The 17,160-nt window shown below is 75.3% G+C and carries 12 protein-coding genes; 7 read left to right on the forward strand and 5 right to left on the reverse strand.

What is annotated here, in order from left to right:
- Positions 1 to 147: 147 nt before the first annotated feature.
- Both ACFYO5_RS30815 and ACFYO5_RS30820 read right to left on the reverse strand, forming a co-directional pair.
- Positions 148 to 3,300, reverse strand: coding sequence for a sacsin N-terminal ATP-binding-like domain-containing protein (locus tag ACFYO5_RS30815; protein WP_388714974.1), 3,153 nt, complete (start codon positions 3,298 to 3,300; stop codon positions 148 to 150).
- A gap of 669 nt (positions 3,301 to 3,969) precedes the next feature.
- Entirely contained in the window at positions 3,970 to 4,896 is a 927-nt protein-coding gene (locus tag ACFYO5_RS30820; protein ID WP_356564976.1) for a DUF3027 domain-containing protein, read from the reverse strand.
- Positions 4,897 to 5,351: 455 nt separating this feature from the next.
- Here ACFYO5_RS30820 and ACFYO5_RS30825 point away from each other — a divergent pair, with 455 nt between their 5' ends.
- From ACFYO5_RS30825 to ACFYO5_RS30840, 4 genes are all read left to right on the forward strand, one after another.
- Positions 5,352 to 6,791 carry an MFS transporter gene (locus ACFYO5_RS30825; protein ID WP_388714977.1) on the forward strand — a complete coding sequence of 480 codons (1,440 nt, stop codon included), beginning with the start codon at positions 5,352 to 5,354 and terminating at the stop codon, positions 6,789 to 6,791.
- A 100-nt stretch (positions 6,792 to 6,891) separates the two neighbouring features.
- Positions 6,892 to 7,371, forward strand: a complete 480-nt coding sequence (locus ACFYO5_RS30830; protein WP_388715315.1) for a DUF2771 domain-containing protein — start codon at positions 6,892 to 6,894, stop codon at positions 7,369 to 7,371.
- Positions 7,341 to 8,093, forward strand: a complete 753-nt coding sequence (locus ACFYO5_RS30835) for a futalosine hydrolase (protein ID WP_388714980.1) — start codon at positions 7,341 to 7,343, stop codon at positions 8,091 to 8,093. The genes ACFYO5_RS30830 and ACFYO5_RS30835 overlap by 31 nt, the downstream gene beginning before the upstream one ends.
- Entirely contained in the window at positions 8,086 to 8,964 is an 879-nt protein-coding gene (locus tag ACFYO5_RS30840; RefSeq protein ID WP_388714983.1) for a 1,4-dihydroxy-6-naphthoate synthase, read from the forward strand. Before ACFYO5_RS30835 ends, ACFYO5_RS30840 begins: the two co-directional genes overlap by 8 nt.
- Positions 8,965 to 9,009: 45 nt before the next feature.
- Here the strand turns inward: ACFYO5_RS30840 and ACFYO5_RS30845 are convergent, their stop codons facing one another.
- A complete protein-coding gene (locus ACFYO5_RS30845; RefSeq protein WP_319263315.1) occupies positions 9,010 to 9,393 on the reverse strand; it encodes a cold-shock protein in 384 nt (127 codons plus the stop codon).
- A 165-nt stretch (positions 9,394 to 9,558) separates the two neighbouring features.
- Between ACFYO5_RS30845 and ACFYO5_RS30850 the strand changes: the two genes are divergently transcribed.
- Positions 9,559 to 9,807 carry a hypothetical protein gene (locus ACFYO5_RS30850; RefSeq protein ID WP_356564965.1) on the forward strand — a complete coding sequence of 83 codons (249 nt, stop codon included), beginning with the start codon at positions 9,559 to 9,561 and terminating at the stop codon, positions 9,805 to 9,807.
- Between the two features lie 6 nt (positions 9,808 to 9,813).
- Here ACFYO5_RS30850 and ACFYO5_RS30855 read toward each other — a convergent pair whose 3' ends face one another.
- Together ACFYO5_RS30855 and ACFYO5_RS30860 are read right to left on the reverse strand one after the other, a co-directional pair.
- Complete coding sequence (locus ACFYO5_RS30855; protein WP_388714987.1) at positions 9,814 to 10,449, reverse strand: HAD family hydrolase; 636 nt, start codon at positions 10,447 to 10,449, stop codon at positions 9,814 to 9,816.
- A 253-nt stretch (positions 10,450 to 10,702) separates the two neighbouring features.
- Positions 10,703 to 11,680, reverse strand: coding sequence for a hypothetical protein (locus tag ACFYO5_RS30860; RefSeq protein ID WP_388714990.1), 978 nt, complete (start codon positions 11,678 to 11,680; stop codon positions 10,703 to 10,705).
- A 426-nt stretch (positions 11,681 to 12,106) separates the two neighbouring features.
- Between ACFYO5_RS30860 and ACFYO5_RS30865 the strand changes: the two genes are divergently transcribed.
- Both ACFYO5_RS30865 and ACFYO5_RS30870 read left to right on the forward strand, forming a co-directional pair.
- Positions 12,107 to 14,740, forward strand: a complete 2,634-nt coding sequence (locus ACFYO5_RS30865; RefSeq protein ID WP_388714993.1) for a helicase-associated domain-containing protein — start codon at positions 12,107 to 12,109, stop codon at positions 14,738 to 14,740.
- A gap of 737 nt (positions 14,741 to 15,477) precedes the next feature.
- Entirely contained in the window at positions 15,478 to 17,124 is a 1,647-nt protein-coding gene (locus ACFYO5_RS30870; RefSeq protein ID WP_388714996.1) for a DNA repair helicase XPB, read from the forward strand.
- Positions 17,125 to 17,160 lie beyond the last annotated feature (36 nt).

A 17,160-nucleotide genomic window follows, 5' to 3' on the forward strand; every position in this document is an offset into this window, starting at 1 on the left:
GCGACGGATGTGAAGGGTTGTGCGAACTGATGGAGATTTACCGAACAGAGACACGACGCTCGCGGGGCCCGGCCGTGCGGCCACGCGCACGGGCTCGCGCGGGCGCCCCGGAGTCACCCGGGGGGCCCGCGCCCGTGCGCCATCGCCTCAGTCGAACCAGCGGTCCCGCGCCAACTCCCCCGTCCTGGACGGGTCCTCCAGCAGGGCCGCCACCTCGAAGCGGCGGGGCCACTGGCCGGCCGCCCAGGCCAGGCCGGCGGCGACGCCCTCCAGGGTGGCGGCGTGCAGGACGCCGTCACCGGTGAGGCGCCAGTCGATCTCCACGCCGTCGACGACGAGTTCCTCGTGCTCGACGTAGGTACCGGGGGTGCTCGGGCCGAGCAGGGTGCGCACCGGGTCCGGGACGTCGTGCGCGGTGCCTTCGGAGTGGATCTCGCCCGTCACGGACTCGCTGAGACGCCGGACCTGGAACAGCTCGGCCAGCTCCGCCGCCCGCGCGGGCCGTACGGGGAGCAGCGGGACGCCCGCCGTGAAGGGCAGCAGGTCGGGCGAGTCGACCACGACCGCCTCGGCCGCGTCCACGATCTCCACCCGGCCGTCGACGACCGCCCGCAGCTCGTCCGGCAGGGTCACCCGATCCGGGTCCAGTTCCGCCAACGCGCTGTACAGGCCGTGCAGTTGGCCGGCGCTCACCGGGCGGTCGGGATCGGCGAGCCGGTCGAGCAGTTCGGCCGCGCCGCCCGGCTCGTCGAGGAGGGCGGCCACGGAGGTGCGTACGCCCAGGGCCCGCAGCACCTGCTCGTCGTCGAAGCCCGTCGCGTCGGCCTGGTCGTACAGGCCGTGCAGGAGGGGGTCGCCGCCGGCCGCGAGCAGGCCCGCCGGGCGGCGGCCGTCGAGGACGGGGTGACCGCGCAGCCACCATGCCGTGTACGGGCGTACGACCTCGTGGGTGCCGTCCGCGAGGAGGATGCGGACCGGCTGGGTGAGGGCGTCGCGCAGGGGGGGCCGGGCGAGCAGGGCGAGGGCCTGCGGCCAGTGGTCGTCGTCGACGAGGTCGAGGTCGCGGACGGCGACCAGTTCGGTGGCGACCGGCGGGACGGGCGTGTCGGGGAAGCGGTCGAGGATGTCCTCGGCCCACACGTCCACGGCGTCCAGCAGTCCCGCGTCGTCGGGTTCGGCGAAGTCGCCCTCGCGGGGCTCGAGTTCGTCCGGGTCGAGGACGACGTCCGTGGCCCGCACCAGCGCGAAGCCGCTGAGGACGCCGCAGGCGGCGAGGGGCTGCTCGCCCCACTTGTCGGCCAGCTCCTGGTCGACGTGGGCGAGTTCGTCCTCGCGCACGACCCGGGCGAACGGGCTGCCGGGGAGGACGAGTTCACCGGCCGGGGCCAGCTCCCCCTCCTCGTCGGGCAGCGCCAGGGCACCCAGCCAGGGCTCCTCGCCGGGTTCCAGGCCCGCGTCGCGGACGAGCGCGAGGACGGTGTCGGCCAACTCCTCGGCGTCCGGCGTGTCCTGGTCGTCCCAGGCCCCGCCGTCGTCGTCCAGGGACGCGGCCACGGCCGCCCGCACCTGCGGGGTGGTCAGGACCGCGCGCGGCGTCGCGGGCAGCGCCCCCAGCTTCTCCAGCAGCGGATGGGCGGCGTCCGGGTGGGCCACCTTGAGGCCCAGGCGGGCCAGGACGTCGGCGTCGAGACGGGCCGCGTCCGAGGTGGGCAGCAGCACCTGCCGGGGGCCGATCGTCGTCCGGCCGTCGGCCAAGGGGACCGGAAGCCCGGAGAGCCGGTCGGGATCGACCCCGGCGAGGCTCTCGTAGAGCCGGTACCACCACTGCGCGTCCTTCTCCAGCCCGGCCAGCCGGTCGACCGCGTCGGCGAGCGGGACCCGGGCCACCCCCAGCGTGCGCAGCTCCACCCGGCGTTCCAGCCCGGCGGGCAGCAGCGTCGGCAGCACCTCGGCGAGCACCCGCACGGTGTCGGCGCCCGCCCCCTCGACGACCTCCGCGTCCCGGGGCCGCAACGCCTCGGGCAGCTCGTGCTCGTCCTCGCCCTCGTCGTCCTCGCCCTCGTGGTCCACCGGCTCGACGGCGGGCGGCAGGAACGCCGTACGCGGCAGCCGCTCCAGGATCGCCTGCCGCAGCGCGCCGTCCAGTTCCCCCTTGCCGAGCGGGCCCGGCACGAGGTCGATGACGCCGGTGCTCACCGGGCGCCAGCCGGCCAGCAGCCCGGCGTACGCGTCCGCCGCCCGCTGCACGAGATGGTCGGTGAGCGGTCCGGGCGCCGCGTGCCGCCGGGTGGGGTCGAGGGGGAAGGAGGCGATGAGCAGCGCGGGCACGCCGAGGGGCTCGTCGCTGGGGGTGGGCGCGTGCACGACGGGGCGGGTGCGGGGCCGGGCCGGGGAGCCGTCCGCGTCGACCGGTACGGCCCACGTCACCGACCAGTGGGGCCGCAGCCGCTCCTCCACCGGCCGGTCGGTGAGCAGATCGGGCGTGAGGGGCCCGTGCGCGGCGGCGATCCGCCACCGGGTCGTCCCCTCCCGCGTGTCCGCCACGACCGTGAGGGCGCCGTCGGTGTTCCGGGTCAGGGTGCGCGGGGCCGCGTCGCCGACCTCGATCACGATCTCCTCCAGGCCCGGCAGGGCGAGGAGGAGGGCGTCGTCGACGGCGGTGAGGAGCCGTTCCGCGAGATCGGCGGCGGCGGCGTCGCGCAGGGGCAGGATGACGGCCGTGTCGTACGGGTCGGGGGCGGTGCCCTCGGCCGCGAAGGGCAGCCGCAGCAGCGGCACGTGGCCCTCCCTGCGGCGGATCTCGTCGCCCAGGCCCGGACTGTGCCGGGCGGTCTCCGAGGCCAGCACGCGGGCCTCCGCCAGGGACCAGCGGACACCGCCGTGCCGGCCGACGACGGCGGGCTCGTCGGTGACGGCGAGAACGGCGGCGAAGCCGACGCCGAAGCGGCCGATCGCCGACTCGTGGGTCTCGCGCTTCGCGGAGGCGCGCAGCGTGGAGAGGGACTCCACTCCGGCCGCGTCCAGCGGGGCGCCGGTGTTCGCGGCGACCAGGACCCCCTCACGCAGGGTGAGGCGCAGCCGGCCGGGCGTACCCGCGCGGGCGGCCGCGTCGGCGGCGTTCTGCGCCAGCTCCACGACGAGGCGGTCCCGGTAGCCGCCGAGGACCAGATCCTCCTCGGCGTTGGCGTCCTCCCGGAATCGGGCGGGACTCGTGGCCCAGGCGTCCAGCACTCCGCGCCGCAGTCGGGCCGTTCCGAACGGATCGGCCCCCTCGGCCGCGGGCCGCACGAACTTGCTCACGTCGGTTCACTCTCCTCATCGCCGTGAGCTCGAAGGTACCGCGAGCGGCTCCGCCGGTTCCGCATCGGTGGGCCCGGCCCCTTCCGGCCCCCTGCGGCCCACGCCCGACCCGGTCACCTGCCACGGGCCCGCCACCCGATCCCGTCGGCCGCCGGCCCGTCCGCGGGTGCCCGGCCGGGGGGAGTCCGGCCAGGGGGTGCCCGCCAGGGGGAGTGCGGCCAGGGGGAGTCCGGCCACGACGCCGTCCACGCCAGGTCAGGGCCCAGGGGCGGCAACCCGTTCGCCTCGGTGGAACCGGCCCCCTCCGGCCCACGCCCCCGACCCGGTCACCTGCCGCGGGCCCACCACCCGACCCGATCGGCCGCCGCCGGCCTATCCCCAGGGCCCCCGCCGAGGGAGCCCGGCCACAATGCCGTCCACACCGGGTCAGGGCCCAGGGGCGGCAACCCGTTCCGCATCGGTGAGACCGGCCCCCTCCGGCCCACGCCGCGACCCGGTCACCTGCCGCGGGCCCGCCACCCGACCCGATCGGCCGCCGTCGGCCGGGCCCAAGGGCCCCCGCCTGGTAAGTCCGGCCACAACGCCGTCCACCCCGGAGCCAGGGCCCCGGGCGCACCCGCCGGGGGCCGGGTCGGGAAGTGGGCGGCGGGGGCGAGGAGGACGCCTGCGCTACGAGTGGCCCAGCTCCGCCGACTCCTCGTCGGTCGCCGCCGGGACGGACCCGGAGTCGGGGGCGGGCCGCAGCGGGAACGGGTCCACCCGGTTCTCGTCGATCACCGGCAGCGCCGGCCGGGGCGGCGTCGGCATGACCGCCGCCTCCGAGTGCCCACCACAGCCGTACGCCAGCGACACCACACGCCCGTCGGCCGGCGAGAACTCGTTGGCGCAGATCCCGAAGGCCTGCCCCAGGGAGCCGCCGATCGGCGTCAGGAAGCCACAGCTGACGCAGGACGCCGGCGCCGCCTGCGCCATCGGCGTCTTCGCACCGAACGCCTCGTCCCAGCGGTCGGCGGCCGTGTGCAGGCCGTACCGCGACAGGACGCGCGCCCGGCGCATCCCCAGCTCCTCCGCCACCGCCGCGACGGTGCCGCGGGCCGGGACCGCCGGCAGTGCCGCCGGCGGATCGGCCGTCACCTCGGCGTCCTCCGCCTCCACCAGCTCCGCCATCTCCCGCGAGACGGCCGAACTGGGCAACGGGGCGTCCTCGCCGGTGTAGCCCGGCTCCAGACGCAGGTCGTCCGCGTCCGTGGGAAGGAGGTCGCCTGGGCCCATGTCGCCGGGGCGCAGGCGTTCGCTCCACGGGACCCACTCGGGGGCCAGCACCGCGTCCGGGCCGGGCAGCAGCACCACCTCGTCCAGCGTCACGGCCTTCGCCCGCGAGGCCCGCGCGACGGTCACCGCCCAGCGCCAGCCCCGGTAGCCGAGTTCCTGGCACTCGAAGAAGTGCGTCACCACCCGGTCGCCCTCGGAGAGGACCCCTACGTGCTCGCCGACCACGCCGGGCGCGGCGGCCTCCTCTGCCGCCGCGCGGGCGAGGTCGACGGCCTCGGCGCACAGGCGGTCGGGGGTGCGGCTTCGCGTGGTCGCTGCGCTCACAGGTATCGCTTCTCTCCTACGCCGTCACTCGGGTGCGGTTGCCACCGGCGGCGGAGCGGACGGAGCGGACCAGTGGGCCGCGTCGACGTCCGCGTCCGATCGCGCTCGGGCGCACCTGTGCCATCCATTGTGGGGGATGGCTGAGATACGCACGCTACCTGTTCGCGGCCGCTCATCCCACACCGACGGTGCTTCTACAGCACTCCGCGCCGAGTTTCCGCGCACTCGCCCCCCTGCCGGACCCCCCGCCGACGGCCCTTCCCAGCCCCTCCCCGGCCCCTTTTCGGCCCCTCCCCGGCCCCTTTTCGGCCCGTCCCCGGCCCATCCCCGGCCTGTCGGCGAGCCGCCCACAAGCCGACCGTGAGCCGTCCACCCGCCGTCCACGAGCCGGAAAGCGCGCGCCCATAAGTGCGGCAACCGCGCTACATCCGGCTTTCTCGGGGCACTATGGCGGAGTGGCTACCGCGAGGACATCCCAGGGCGCCACCGGGACCGGTGGGGCGAAGGGCGACAAGGGCAAGGGGAGGGGCCGGGTGAGCGGTTCGGGCCGAATGAACGGGTCCGTCCGCGCGATCGGCCGTGCCCTGCACCTGCCCTTCACCGGAACCGCCCGTGGCATCCGCAAGGCCACGCACGCGCACGGCGCGGGCGAGTCCGGGCTCGGCAAACTGATCGAGCTGCACGCCGTGAACGGCGCGGGCGATGTGATGATCACCATCGCGCTCGCCTCCACCGTGTTCTTCTCGGTCCCCACCGACGAGGCCCGCGGCCGCGTGGCGCTCTACCTCGCCATCACGATGGCACCCTTCACCCTCCTCGCCCCGGTGATCGGCCCGCTCCTCGACAAGCTCCCGCACGGCCGCCGCGCGGCGATGGCCGGTGCGATGGTCGCGCGCGCTCTCCTCGCCCTGGTGCTGTCCGGCGCGGTCGTCACCGGCAGCATCGAGCTGTATCCGGCGGCCCTCGGCGTCCTGGTGGCGTCGAAGGCGTACGGGGTGGTCAGAAGCGCCGTCGTGCCCCGTCTGCTGCCACCGCGCTTCTCCCTGGTGAAGGCCAACTCCCGAGTGACCCTGGGCGGCCTCCTGGCCACCGGCCTCGCCGCGCCCGTGGGCGGCGGCCTCCAGCTCCTCGGCCCCCGCTACCCGCTCTACGGCGCCTTCGTGATCTTCGTCGCGGGCACCTTCCTGTCCTTCTCGCTGCCCCCGAAGGTCGACTCGGCCAAGGGCGAGGACAGGGCACTGCTCGCCTCCGACGAGACCCATCTGCACGGCCCCCACATCCGCCCCGTCAAGCGCCCCGGCCTCAGGACGGTCGGCACCGCCGTCATCAACGCCCTGGGCGCCAACGCGGCCCTGCGCTGGCTGTCCGGGTTCCTGACGTTCTTCCTGGCCTTCCTGCTGCGCGAGCACCCGCTGACCGGGCAGGGCGCGGCGGTCTCCCTCGGCATCGTCGCCGTCGCGGCCGGCGTCGGCAACGCGCTGGGCACCTCCGTGGGCGCGGCCCTGCGCTCACGCGCACCGGAACGGATCATCGTGACCGTGGTCGCGGTCGTGCTGGGCGCGGCGATCACCGCCGCCGTCTTCTTCGGCGCGTTCCTGGTGGCCTGCCTCACGGCCGTCGCCGGCTTCTCGCAGGCGCTGTCCAAACTGTCCCTGGACGCGCTGATCCAGCGGGACGTGCCCGAGCTGGTGCGCACCTCGGCGTTCGCCCGCTCGGAGACGCTCCTTCAGGTGTCATGGGTGTTCGGCGGCGCCGTGGGCATCGTGATGCCGCTCAACGGCGCCCTGGGGCTCTCCGTGGCCGCCGTGGTGATCGCCACCGGCTGGGCGGTCACCGCCCGGGGCCTGATCGGCTCCGCCCGGCACGGCGGCTCACCCCGGACGACGGTGGCCTGACCGGGTGGGGCGGGGCCCGCGTGGCGTAACCCGCGGCCGCGCCGCACCCCACGTAGAGGGAGGGCCGGACGTGCCAGATAGCCTTCGCCCCATGACCTCGATGCGATCCGTTGTGCGACGCCGCCGCGCCGTCGCCGCCGCCGGCGCCGTTTCCGCCGGACTGCTCGTCCTGTCGGCGTGCGACAAGCCGACTCCGATGTCCACTCTCACCGTCGGCTCCTCCTCGGTCAGCTCGGAGGCCACCTGCGGCGGCGAGGACGGCGTCCTCAAGCCCGCGGAGGTGACCGAGTGCCTGGCGGAGAAGGACATCAAGTCCATCACCGTCGACCCGGACGAGAGCGTCCGCTTCGGCGTCGACCCGGACGTCGCCGACCAGCGCTGGACGATCCTGATGAACGGTCAGCCGCTCACCGAGGACAGCGACAAGACCTACCGCGTCATCCCCGGCAGCGTCTTCTTCAACGCCCAGTACGGCGCCCAGGGCGACTCCACCCTGGTCACCATCAAGGCGGGCGACGGCAAGAAGGACAGCCAGGCCGCGACCGGCCTGTGGTCGTTCAAGCTCAAGAAGGACGACTGACCACGTCCCGCGTCCGCGTCCTCGTGGCCACCGCGGTCCCCGCCGAACGGGACGCGGTGGCAGGGGCCTTCGTGGAGCCCGCCCACGTGGTGCGGCTGCCCGGCACCGCCCTGTCCCTGTACCGCCCCGACGTGGCGTACGACCTCCTGGCCGCCGGTGTCGGCCCCGCCCTCGCCGCCGCCCGCACGGCCACCGCCCTCACCGCGGCCGCCCTCGCGGGCACGCCGTACGACCTCGTGGTGTCCGCCGGGATCGCCGGCGGCTTCGCGCCCGGAGCGCCGGTCGGCTCCCTGGTCGTCGCCGACGAGATCACCGTCGCCGACCTGGGCGCGGAGACCGCCGAGGGCTTCCTGCCGGTGACCGAGCTGGGCTTCGGCACCGTGACCCACCGTCCGCCCGCCGCCCTCGTCCGGCTGGCCGCGAACGCCACCGGGGCGCGTACCGGCACGGTCCTGACCGTCTCCACGGTCACCGGGACCGCCGCCCGTGCCGACGCCCTGCGCGAGCGCCACCCCCGGGCCCTCGCCGAGGCCATGGAGGGCTTCGGGGTCGCCGAGGCGGCCGCCGCGCACGGGGTGCCCGTGCTGGAGGTCCGCGCGGTCTCCAACCCGGTGGGCCCCCGCGACCGGGCCGCCTGGCGCATCGGCGAGGCGCTCGCCGCCCTGACGAAGGCCTTCGGGAAGCTCGCGCCCGCCCTGGAGAGTTGGAACCCCCATGACTGAAGACCCGTTGCGCATCGCCTACTCCCCCTGCCCGAACGACACCTTCGTCTTCGACGCCCTGGCCCACGGCCGCGTCCCCGGCGCGCCCGCGCTCGACGTGACGTTCGCGGACATCGACATCACCAACGGCATGGCCGAGCGCGGCGAGCACGACGTGCTGAAGGTGTCGTACGCCGTGCTGCCGTACGTCCTCGACGACTACGCGCTGCTGCCCTGCGGCGGCGCGCTGGGGCGGGGCTGCGGGCCGCTGGTGCTGACCAGGGAGACCGGGGCCGGGGACGCCTCCGAGTCCTTCGGCGGCGGGGGACTGACCGGCCGTACCGTCGCCGTGCCGAGCGAGAGGTCGACGGCGTACCTGCTGTTCCGGCTGTGGGCGGCGGACATGGTTCCCGGAGGGGTCGGCGAGATCGTCGTCCTGCCGTTCCACGAGATCATGCCGGCCGTGCGCGACGGGAAGGTCGACGCCGGCCTGGTCATCCACGAGGCCCGCTTCACGTACCGGAACTACGGGCTGCACAAGCTCGCGGACATGGGCGAGCACTGGGAGTCCACCACCGGACTGCCGATCCCGCTCGGCGCGATCATCGCGAAGAGGTCGCTCGGTACGGCCGTCCTGACCCGCCTCGCCGAGTCGATCCGCACCTCCGTACGCGCCGCCTGGGACGACCCCGAGACCTCCCGCCCGTACGTCATGGAACACGCCCAGGAAATGGACCCGGCCGTCGCCGACCAGCACATCGGGCTCTACGTCAACGAGTTCACGGCCGATCTCGGCGAGGACGGCTACGCGGCCGTGCGCGGACTGCTCACCCGCGCGGCGGCCGAGGGGCTGGTGCCGCCCCTCGGCCCACGGTCACTCGATTTCCCGTGAACCGGGTCGCACGACCGGATCAGGGATTCCTGGTGACGTTTCCGCTCACACGTCCAACTGGTCCGCGACCGCGCGCAACAGGCCCGCGATCTTCTTGCCGGAGGTCTTCTCGGGGTAACGGCCCTTCTCCAGCATCGGCGTGATGTTCTCGAGAAGGGTCGTCAAATCCTGGACGATGGAGGCGAGTTCGTCGGGCTTCCTCCGCTGGGCCGCCGCGACCGAGGGGGTCGGATCGAGGACCACGACCGAGAGCGCCTGGTCACCGCGCTGTCCGGCCACGACGCCGAACTCCACGCGCTGGCCCGGCTTGAGCGCCTCGACTCCGGCGGGGAGGACCGAGGAATGGACGAAGACGTCACCGCCGTCGTCACGGGAGAGGAAGCCGAAGCCCTTCTCGCTGTTGAACCACTTGACTTTGCCGGTAGGCACGTCTGTCCTCGTCCTCGTACTCGTCGGAAAACCGCAGGGGAAAACGGCGCTGGACAACACCGAGGCGGGTCGACCCCGACCCGCCGCTACCAAGGCTAATGGTCTTCGCCCGGGTGACAAGACGTCCCCCGGTCGTTCCTTCGCGCTGGGAACTACCCTGGTCGGGTGCGTGACAAAACCCAGACGAATTCCGCCGCGCCCGGTGACCGACTGATCCGTGCCGGTGCCATCGTGTTCTTCCTCGGTGCCGTGGCCACACTCGTCACCGTGGCCCCGCTGTTCCTCGACGCGACGCCCTTTCCGACGTACATGTTCGGCCTGAGCATGCTCATGGGCGTCGGGTTCCTGATCGCGGGCGCGGGGGTGTTGCAGTCCGTCGCGGCCGGGCGCCGGCAGGCGCGCGGGGGACGGTAGCCGCGGTCAGGCCGCCCCGGCGGCCGTGTGGTCCGCGAGCCAGGCCGGGAAGCGCGTGAGGTCCGCGAGGACCACGTCGGCGCCGGCCTCGCGCAACTCGTCCGCGCCGCAGGGGCCCGTCGGCACGGCCACCGACAGCGCGCCGGCGGCGCGGGCGCCGCGGACGTCTCCGACGTGGTCGCCCACGTAGACGGTCGCGCCGTGCTCGCGCAGCGCCACCGCCTTCTGCTCGGCCCACAGGTTGCCGATGACGGCGTCGGCCTCGATGCCGAGATGCGTCAGGTGGAGCTTGGCGTTCGGCTCCCACTTCGCGGTGACGACGATCGCCCGCCCGCCGGCCGCCCGCACCGCCTCGACCGCCTCCCGGGCGCCGGGCATCACGGAGGTGCGGGTGACGGCGTACGCCGGGTAGATCTCCCGGTACAGACCGGCCATCCCCGCGACCTGCTCCGCCGGGAACCACTGCGCCATCTCCTGCTCCAGCGGCGGTCCCAGCCTGGTCACCACCAGATCGGCGTCGATGTACGTCCCGCTCCGGGCGGCCAGCTCCACGTAGGCGGCGCGGATGCCGGGCCGGGAGTCGATGAGGGTCATGTCGAGATCGAACCCGACGACGGGAGCGACGGAACGCGGCGAGGTCATGCCGCCCATTGTGCCGAGCCCGCCACCGCGCCCGTCCAGCGCCCGTCCAGCGCCCGTCCCGAGCAGGTGCCCGGCGCCGGCCCGCGGCTCCCTGCCGGCCGCCACGGACGGCCGCCGCACCGGGCCGGCCCACGCCCCGCCCCGCGCCGCCGACCTGCGGGCGGCTCGCCCGGCGCCTGCTCGCGGGCCGGGGGCGGCCCTCGCGAGCCGTGGGCCCGCGCCGCCTGGGGGACGGGGTGCGGCGGGTGGGCCGCTACTTGGTCCGCTGGGAGCGCCAGACCAGGAACAGGGCCGAGGCCAGCGCCGCGCCCCGGAGCACCCACGGCCACGTCTGCGCCACTGCCTCGTTCATGTGGCCCTCGGGGATGGGGGTGCCCCAGCGGCCGGCCGTGCGACCCCAGAGCCAGACGACGCCCCCGGTGGCCGCGAGGCCGGGGAGCACCATGACCGCCCACTTGGTCTCGCGGTCGGACAGCCGCCGGGAGGCGTAGGCGATGACCCAGCCGACGAGCAGCGCGAGCCACTGCCCGGTCACCACACCGGCGACCAGGCAGGCGGCGGCCAGGAGCAGGAGGGGGTTGGTCCAGCGGCCGGGGCGCAGCGCGGTGCGGAGGCGACGGCGGGCGGCGGGCTCCTCCGCGTCGGGCGGCGCCGCTTCCGGCTCCGCCTTCGTCGCCGGAGGCACGGGAGGCGCCGGCGGCTTCAGCATGTCCGCGATCTCCACCCCGCCGACGAACCCCGGCACCTCCTCGCCCAGCCCGAACGGGTCCGCCTCGCGGCGCCACCAGTCCGGGGTCTCCCCGACGTCACCGAGTTCGTGCGCGCCCGCGCGGTGCGGCGGCGACGGGATGTCCGGGGCGGAGGCGGGCGCGTCGGGGCGCGGCCGGGGGCGGGGGACGACCCGCCGCAGTCCCTTGGGGCGGCGTCCGGCGGCGTCCGGGGGTTCCTGCCGTTGGACGGGCACGGCCGCGGGCGGGGCCTGCGGAGCGGTGCCGCTCCGGGTGCCGCCGCCCACCGCCGAGACGACGTCGTCGGGGCTGCCGAGCCGGTCGAGGATGCGGCGGACGGCGGCCGGGCTGTCGACGGGCGCCTTGGCGCGGCGCCGGTCGATCTCGTTGCGCAGCTCGGACACGAGCCGCATGCGCGTGGCGGACGACAACTGCCGCTGCTGCGCCACGTCGCCGACGCGGCTCAGATACTCGTAGACGACCTGATCGCTTTCGATACCCACGAAGTCCCCTCCGGGGCCGGTGCCTTGGATACCCCGGAGACGACGTTAGCGCAGCGTGGCGGCCGCCCCGCCGTTCAGGACGGCTCGCACCCGCAAGGGTGGTCCGGCTTCGAGGGAGTCGGCCCAGGGGTTCGCCGTCGGCCGGGCCAACCGGTCCGCGGGCAGGGGTGGTCGCCGTGCCCGACGCCGTCGGGGTGGGCAGGTGGCGTTGGGCGGCGGGGTGCGGTGCGGGACCACCGGGGCGCCTTCGCGCTCGCCCTCCGCGTGCCGTGGCGTTCGCCGTCCGTGCGCCTTCGCGTTCGCCCTCCGCGTGCCTTGACGTTCGTCTTCCGTGGTCCTTCGCGCTCGCCTTCCGTGGGCCCAGCCCGCCGGGGCCCGGTCCCCGGGGCGCCCCTCCCCGGCCCGTCACCCGCTACCGTTGAGCGGATGAGCAGCGACGAGAAGCCCTCGGCCCCGCGTTCCCTCGCGGAGGCGCTCCGTGCCCGGGACGACGCGTCCCTGGCCGCGCTCCTGCGTGCCCGCCCCGACCTCATCACCCCGGTCCCCACCGACCTCACCCAGCTCGCCACCCGCGCCGGGACCCGCGCGTCGGTGCTGCGCGCCCTGGAGCGCCTGGACCGGTTCGCCCTCCAGACCGCGGAGGCGCTGGCCGTGGCGGCGGAACCGGCGGCGTACGAGGAGCTGCTGGAGCTGATGGCCGGTGACGAGCGGGACGCGGCCGTCGTCGCCGCCCTGCCCGGGGCGGTGGCCGTGCTGCGCGAGCAGGCCCTGGTCTGGGGCGACCACGACCGGCTCCGGCTGGTCCGCACCGCCCGCGAGGTGCTCGCCCCGTCCCCGCAGCACCCCTCGCCGACCGGGCTCGGCCCGTCCGTGCGGGAGGCCACCGCGGGCATGTCGCCGGGCCGGATCCAGGAGATCGTGACGGCCGCCGGGCTGCCGTCCACCCATGACGCCGTCTCGGCGGCCTCCGCGCTGGCCGACCTGTTCGGTGACCGGCGGAGGATGGGGGCGCTGCTCGCCGAGGCTCCCGCCGAGTCCCTGGAGGTCCTGGAGCGGCTCGTGTGGGGGCCGCCCTACGGGCAGGTCACCGCCGATCCGGGGGCCCGGCTGCGCTGGCTGCTGGACCGGGGGCTGCTGCTGCCGACCGCGCCCGGCACGGTCGTCCTGCCGCGTGAGGTGGCCCTGCATCTGCGGGCGGGCCGCGCCCATCGCACGCCCGAGCCGGTGCCGCCCGCGGTGGAGCCGGCCGCGACCCACCGTCCACAGGTGGTGGACGCGGCGGCGGCCGGGCAGGCGTACACCGCGCTGGCGACGGTCGAGGAGTTGATGAAGGACTGGGACGAGGGCGGCCCCGCGGTGCTGCGGGCGGGCGGCCTGAGTCTGCGGGACCTGAAGCGCACGGCCGTCGCGCTGGACGTGTCGGAGCCGATGGCCGCGTTCTGGGTCGAGCTGGCGTACGCCGCCGGGCTGATCGCCTCCGACGGCGAGGCCGACGAGCGGTACGCGGCGACCCCGGCCTACGACGAGTGGCTGGAGCGTCCGGCCGCCGACCGGTGGGTCCGGTTGGCGGAGGCCTGGCTGACGGGGACCCGGACGCCGGGGCTGGTCGGCGGGCGGGACACGAAGGAGCGGACGCTGTCGGCGCTCGGGCCGGGCCTCGACCGCTCGGCCGCCCCGGAGGTACGGCGCCGGGTGCTGGCGCTGCTGGCGGGACTGCCGGAGGGCACCTCGCCGGCCGCCGAGTCGGTGCTCGCCCGGCTGAGCTGGGAGCGTCCCCTGCGCGGCCCCCAGCGCGACGACGACCTGCGCGCCCGGCTGGCCCGCTGGACCCTGTCGGAGGCCGAGCTGCTGGGCATCACGGGCAGAGGCGCTCTCGCGTCCCAGGGCCGGGCCCTGCTCGGCGCGGCGGCGAACCGGCCGCCCGGCGCGGGCGGGAGCGCCGCCGGCCGGAGCGGCGGGACGGGACCAGGTGGTACTCCCGGCGTGGACGGCTCCGCGGGAGCGGGCGGTCCGCAGGGTCCCGGCGACAAGCTCCCCTTCCACCACCACACCGAGCCGACGACCGCGACCGCCCTCGCCCTCGGCCCCCTTCCCGCCGCCGAGCAGGCCGTCGCCTCCGCGGCCGCCGTGCGGCTGCTCGCGCCGCTGCTGCCCGAGCCGCTGGACCACGTGCTGCTCCAGGCGGACCTCACCGCGGTCGCGCCGGGTCCGCTGCTCCGGCCGCTCGCCGACATGCTGGGCGTGCTCGCCGACGTCGAGTCGAAGGGCGGGGCGACGGTCTACCGTTTCACGCCCGGTTCGGTACGGCGTGCCCTGGACGCCGGCCGTACCGCCTCCGACCTGCACGCCTTCCTCGCGGAGCACTCGCGTACGCCGGTCCCGCAGCCGCTGACGTACCTGATCGACGACGTGGCCCGCCGGCACGGGCATCTCCGGGTGGGCGCGGCCTCGGCGTACGTGCGCTGCGACGACGACGCCATGCTGAACGAGATCCTCGCCGACAAGCGCGCCGCCGCCCTGCGGCTGCGCCGGCTCGCGCCGACCGTGCTGGCGGCGCAGGCCGACCCGGCGGCCCTTCTGGAGGGGCTGCGGGCGATGGGGTTCGCGCCGGCCGCCGAGTCCGCCGAGGGCGACGTCCTGATCACCCGCGCCGACGCCCACCGCAGCCCGCCGCGCACCGCCCCGGAGCCGGTCCCGGAGGGGCCGCCCGTCCCCGACGGCACGCTGCTGTCGGCCGCGGTCCGGGCGATCCGCGCCGGTGATCTGGCGGCCACGGCCCCCCGCAAGCCCGCCGACGACGCCGCGGCGCAGGCGCCCGGGGAACTGCCCCGCACCTCCTCCGCGGAGACCCTCGCCACCATGCAGGCCGCCGTCCTCACCGGCGAGGCCGTGTGGATCGGCTACGTCAACGCCGAGGGGTCCGCCAGCCAGCGGGTGATCGCCCCGGTCCGGGTGGAGGGCGGCTTCGTGACGGGGTACGACCACACGGCGGACGAGGTCAGGACGTACCCGCTGCACCGGATCACGGGGGTGGCGGAGCTGGCGGACGACGAGGCGTAGCCGGGTGCCGGCGCAGGGCCTCGACGCCGTCGGGGGCGGACGCCGGCGCCCGGTCATGTCCGTCCCACGGCTCGCCGCTGGTGCCCCGGGCGGACCGGCCGGTCTCCGCCGGGCCGGGGGTCGGAGCCGGTGGTGACGACCGCTTCGCGGCCGGCGCGCCGGTAGGGCTGCCGGCTCCAGGGAAGGGCGGGTGGCTCCCCGGTGCAGGGAAGGGCGGGTGGCTCCCCGGCACAGGAAAGGGCCAAGGGGGCTGCCGGCTCCCCGGCACAGGGCACTCGGTGACGAGCCCGACCGGAGCCCGCACGGCCGGTTCCCTCGGCCGGTTCGCGGGCGGCGGCCCGCTCGTGGTCCTCGTCGTCCTCGACGCCTCCGCCGGTCGGCGCGTCGTGCCGGCCGGGGAACGTCGTCGCCATCGACCGCTTCGAGGGTGAGATCCCCTTCGCGAACCCGCCGAAGCGGGACGTGTCCCGCGAGGCCGGTGCCCGAGGGCCGGTGCCCGAGGGCCCGGCCGTTCGCGTCCGGCGGACGGTCGTCGCGAGGCGGTGCGGCCGGCGGTTCGCGAGGGCCTTCGCACGGTCCACGACCCCGATCACCCGGTGCCGCTCCTCGACGCGTTCGATCCGCTCACCCGTGGCTGTCACGAAGGCCACTCCTCGCACCCCGCCCCGGTCCTGGCCGGTAGGGCACACTGGACGTTTGGCTTGCGTTCCACGGCCGTGAAGGAAAGGGTGCCGCGCGTGAATGGTCCACTCATCGTCCAGTCGGACAAGACCCTGCTCCTGGAGGTCGACCACGAGCGGGCCGACGCGTGCCGTCGGGCCATCGCGCCGTTCGCGGAACTGGAGCGGGCGCCCGAGCACATCCACACCTACCGGCTGACCCCGCTGGGCCTGTGGAACGCGCGCGCCGCCGGGCACGACGCCGAGCAGGTGGTCGACGCGCTCGTGGAGTTCAGCCGGTACCCGGTGCCGCACGCGCTGCTGGTGGACATCGCCGAGACGATGGACCGCTACGGGCGGCTGACGCTCAGCAAGCACCCCGCGCACGGCCTGGTGCTGACCACCACGGACCGGCCGGTCCTGGAGGAGATCCTGCGCTCCAAGCGGGTCGCCCCGCTGGTCGGGGCCCGGATCGACCCCGACTCGGTCGCCGTGCACCCGTCCGAGCGCGGGCAGATCAAGCAGACGCTGCTGAAGCTGGGCTGGCCCGCCGAGGACCTCGCGGGGTACGTCGACGGCGAGGCGCATCCGATCGAGCTGGCGGAGGACGGCTGGGCCCTGCGGCCGTACCAGAGGCAGGCCGTGGAGAACTTCTGGCACGGCGGGTCGGGAGTCGTCGTCCTGCCTTGCGGCGCGGGCAAGACGCTGGTCGGGGCGGGGGCGATGGCGCAGGCCAAGTCGACCACGCTGATCCTCGTCACCAACACCGTCTCCGCGCGGCAGTGGAAGCACGAGCTGATCAAGCGGACGTCGCTGACCGAGGAGGAGATCGGCGAGTACAGCGGCACGCGCAAGGAGATCCGCCCCGTCACGATCGCCACGTACCAGGTGCTGACGACCAGGCGGAAGGGCGTCTACCCGCACCTGGAGCTGTTCGACTCCCGCGACTGGGGGCTGATCCTCTACGACGAGGTGCACCTGCTGCCGGCGCCGGTCTTCAAGTTCACCGCCGACCTCCAGGCGCGGCGGCGGCTGGGCCTCACGGCCACGCTGGTGCGTGAGGACGGCCGCGAGTCGGACGTGTTCTCGCTCATCGGGCCGAAGCGGTTCGACGCTCCGTGGAAGGAGATCGAGGCGCAGGGCTACATCGCGCCCGCGGACTGTGTCGAGGTCCGGGTGAACCTGACGGACTCCGAGCGGCTCGCGTACGCGACCGCCGAGGCCGAGGAGAAGTACCGCTTCTGCGCCACCACCGAGACCAAGCGGAAGGTCACGGAGGCGATCGTGCGGCGGTTCGCCGGGCAGCAGATCCTCGTCATCGGGCAGTACATCGACCAGCTCGACGAGCTGGGGGAGCATCTGGACGCGCCGGTCATCAAGGGCGAGACGTCCAACGCCCAGCGGGAGAAGCTGTTCGAGTCGTTCCGCCAGGGCGAGATCAGCGTGCTCGTGGTGTCGAAGGTCGCGAACTTCTCGATCGACCTGCCGGAGGCGACGGTGGCCATCCAGGTGTCGGGCACCTTCGGCTCGCGTCAGGAGGAGGCACAGCGGCTGGGACGGGTGCTGCGGCCGAAGGCCGACGGGCACCAGGCCCACTTCTACTCGGTCGTGGCCCGCGACACGCTGGACCAGGACTTCGCCGCTCACCGGCAGCGCTTCCTCGCCGAGCAGGGATACGCGTACCGGATCATGGACGCGGACGAGGTGCTGGCGGAGGGCGCCTGACCGTCACGGCCCGGAGCCGCCGACGGGGGCCGGTGT

The sequence above is a fragment of the Streptomyces sp. NPDC006259 genome, from assembly GCF_042870975.1.
In the GTDB taxonomy this organism is placed as follows: Bacteria; Actinomycetota; Actinomycetes; order Streptomycetales; family Streptomycetaceae; genus Streptomyces.

Bases quoted from the DNA above. Each gene is read 5' to 3' on its own strand.
- ACFYO5_RS30855 (WP_388714987.1), bottom strand. From the start codon at position 10,449: ATGACCTCGCCGCGTTCCGTCGCTCCCGTCGTCGGGTTCGATCTCGAC.
- ACFYO5_RS30840 (WP_388714983.1), top strand. From the start codon at position 8,086: ATGACTGAAGACCCGTTGCGCATCGCCTACTCCCCCTGCCCGAACGAC.
- ACFYO5_RS30865 (WP_388714993.1), top strand. From the start codon at position 12,107: ATGAGCAGCGACGAGAAGCCCTCGGCCCCGCGTTCCCTCGCGGAGGCG.
- ACFYO5_RS30830 (WP_388715315.1), top strand. From the start codon at position 6,892: ATGCGATCCGTTGTGCGACGCCGCCGCGCCGTCGCCGCCGCCGGCGCC.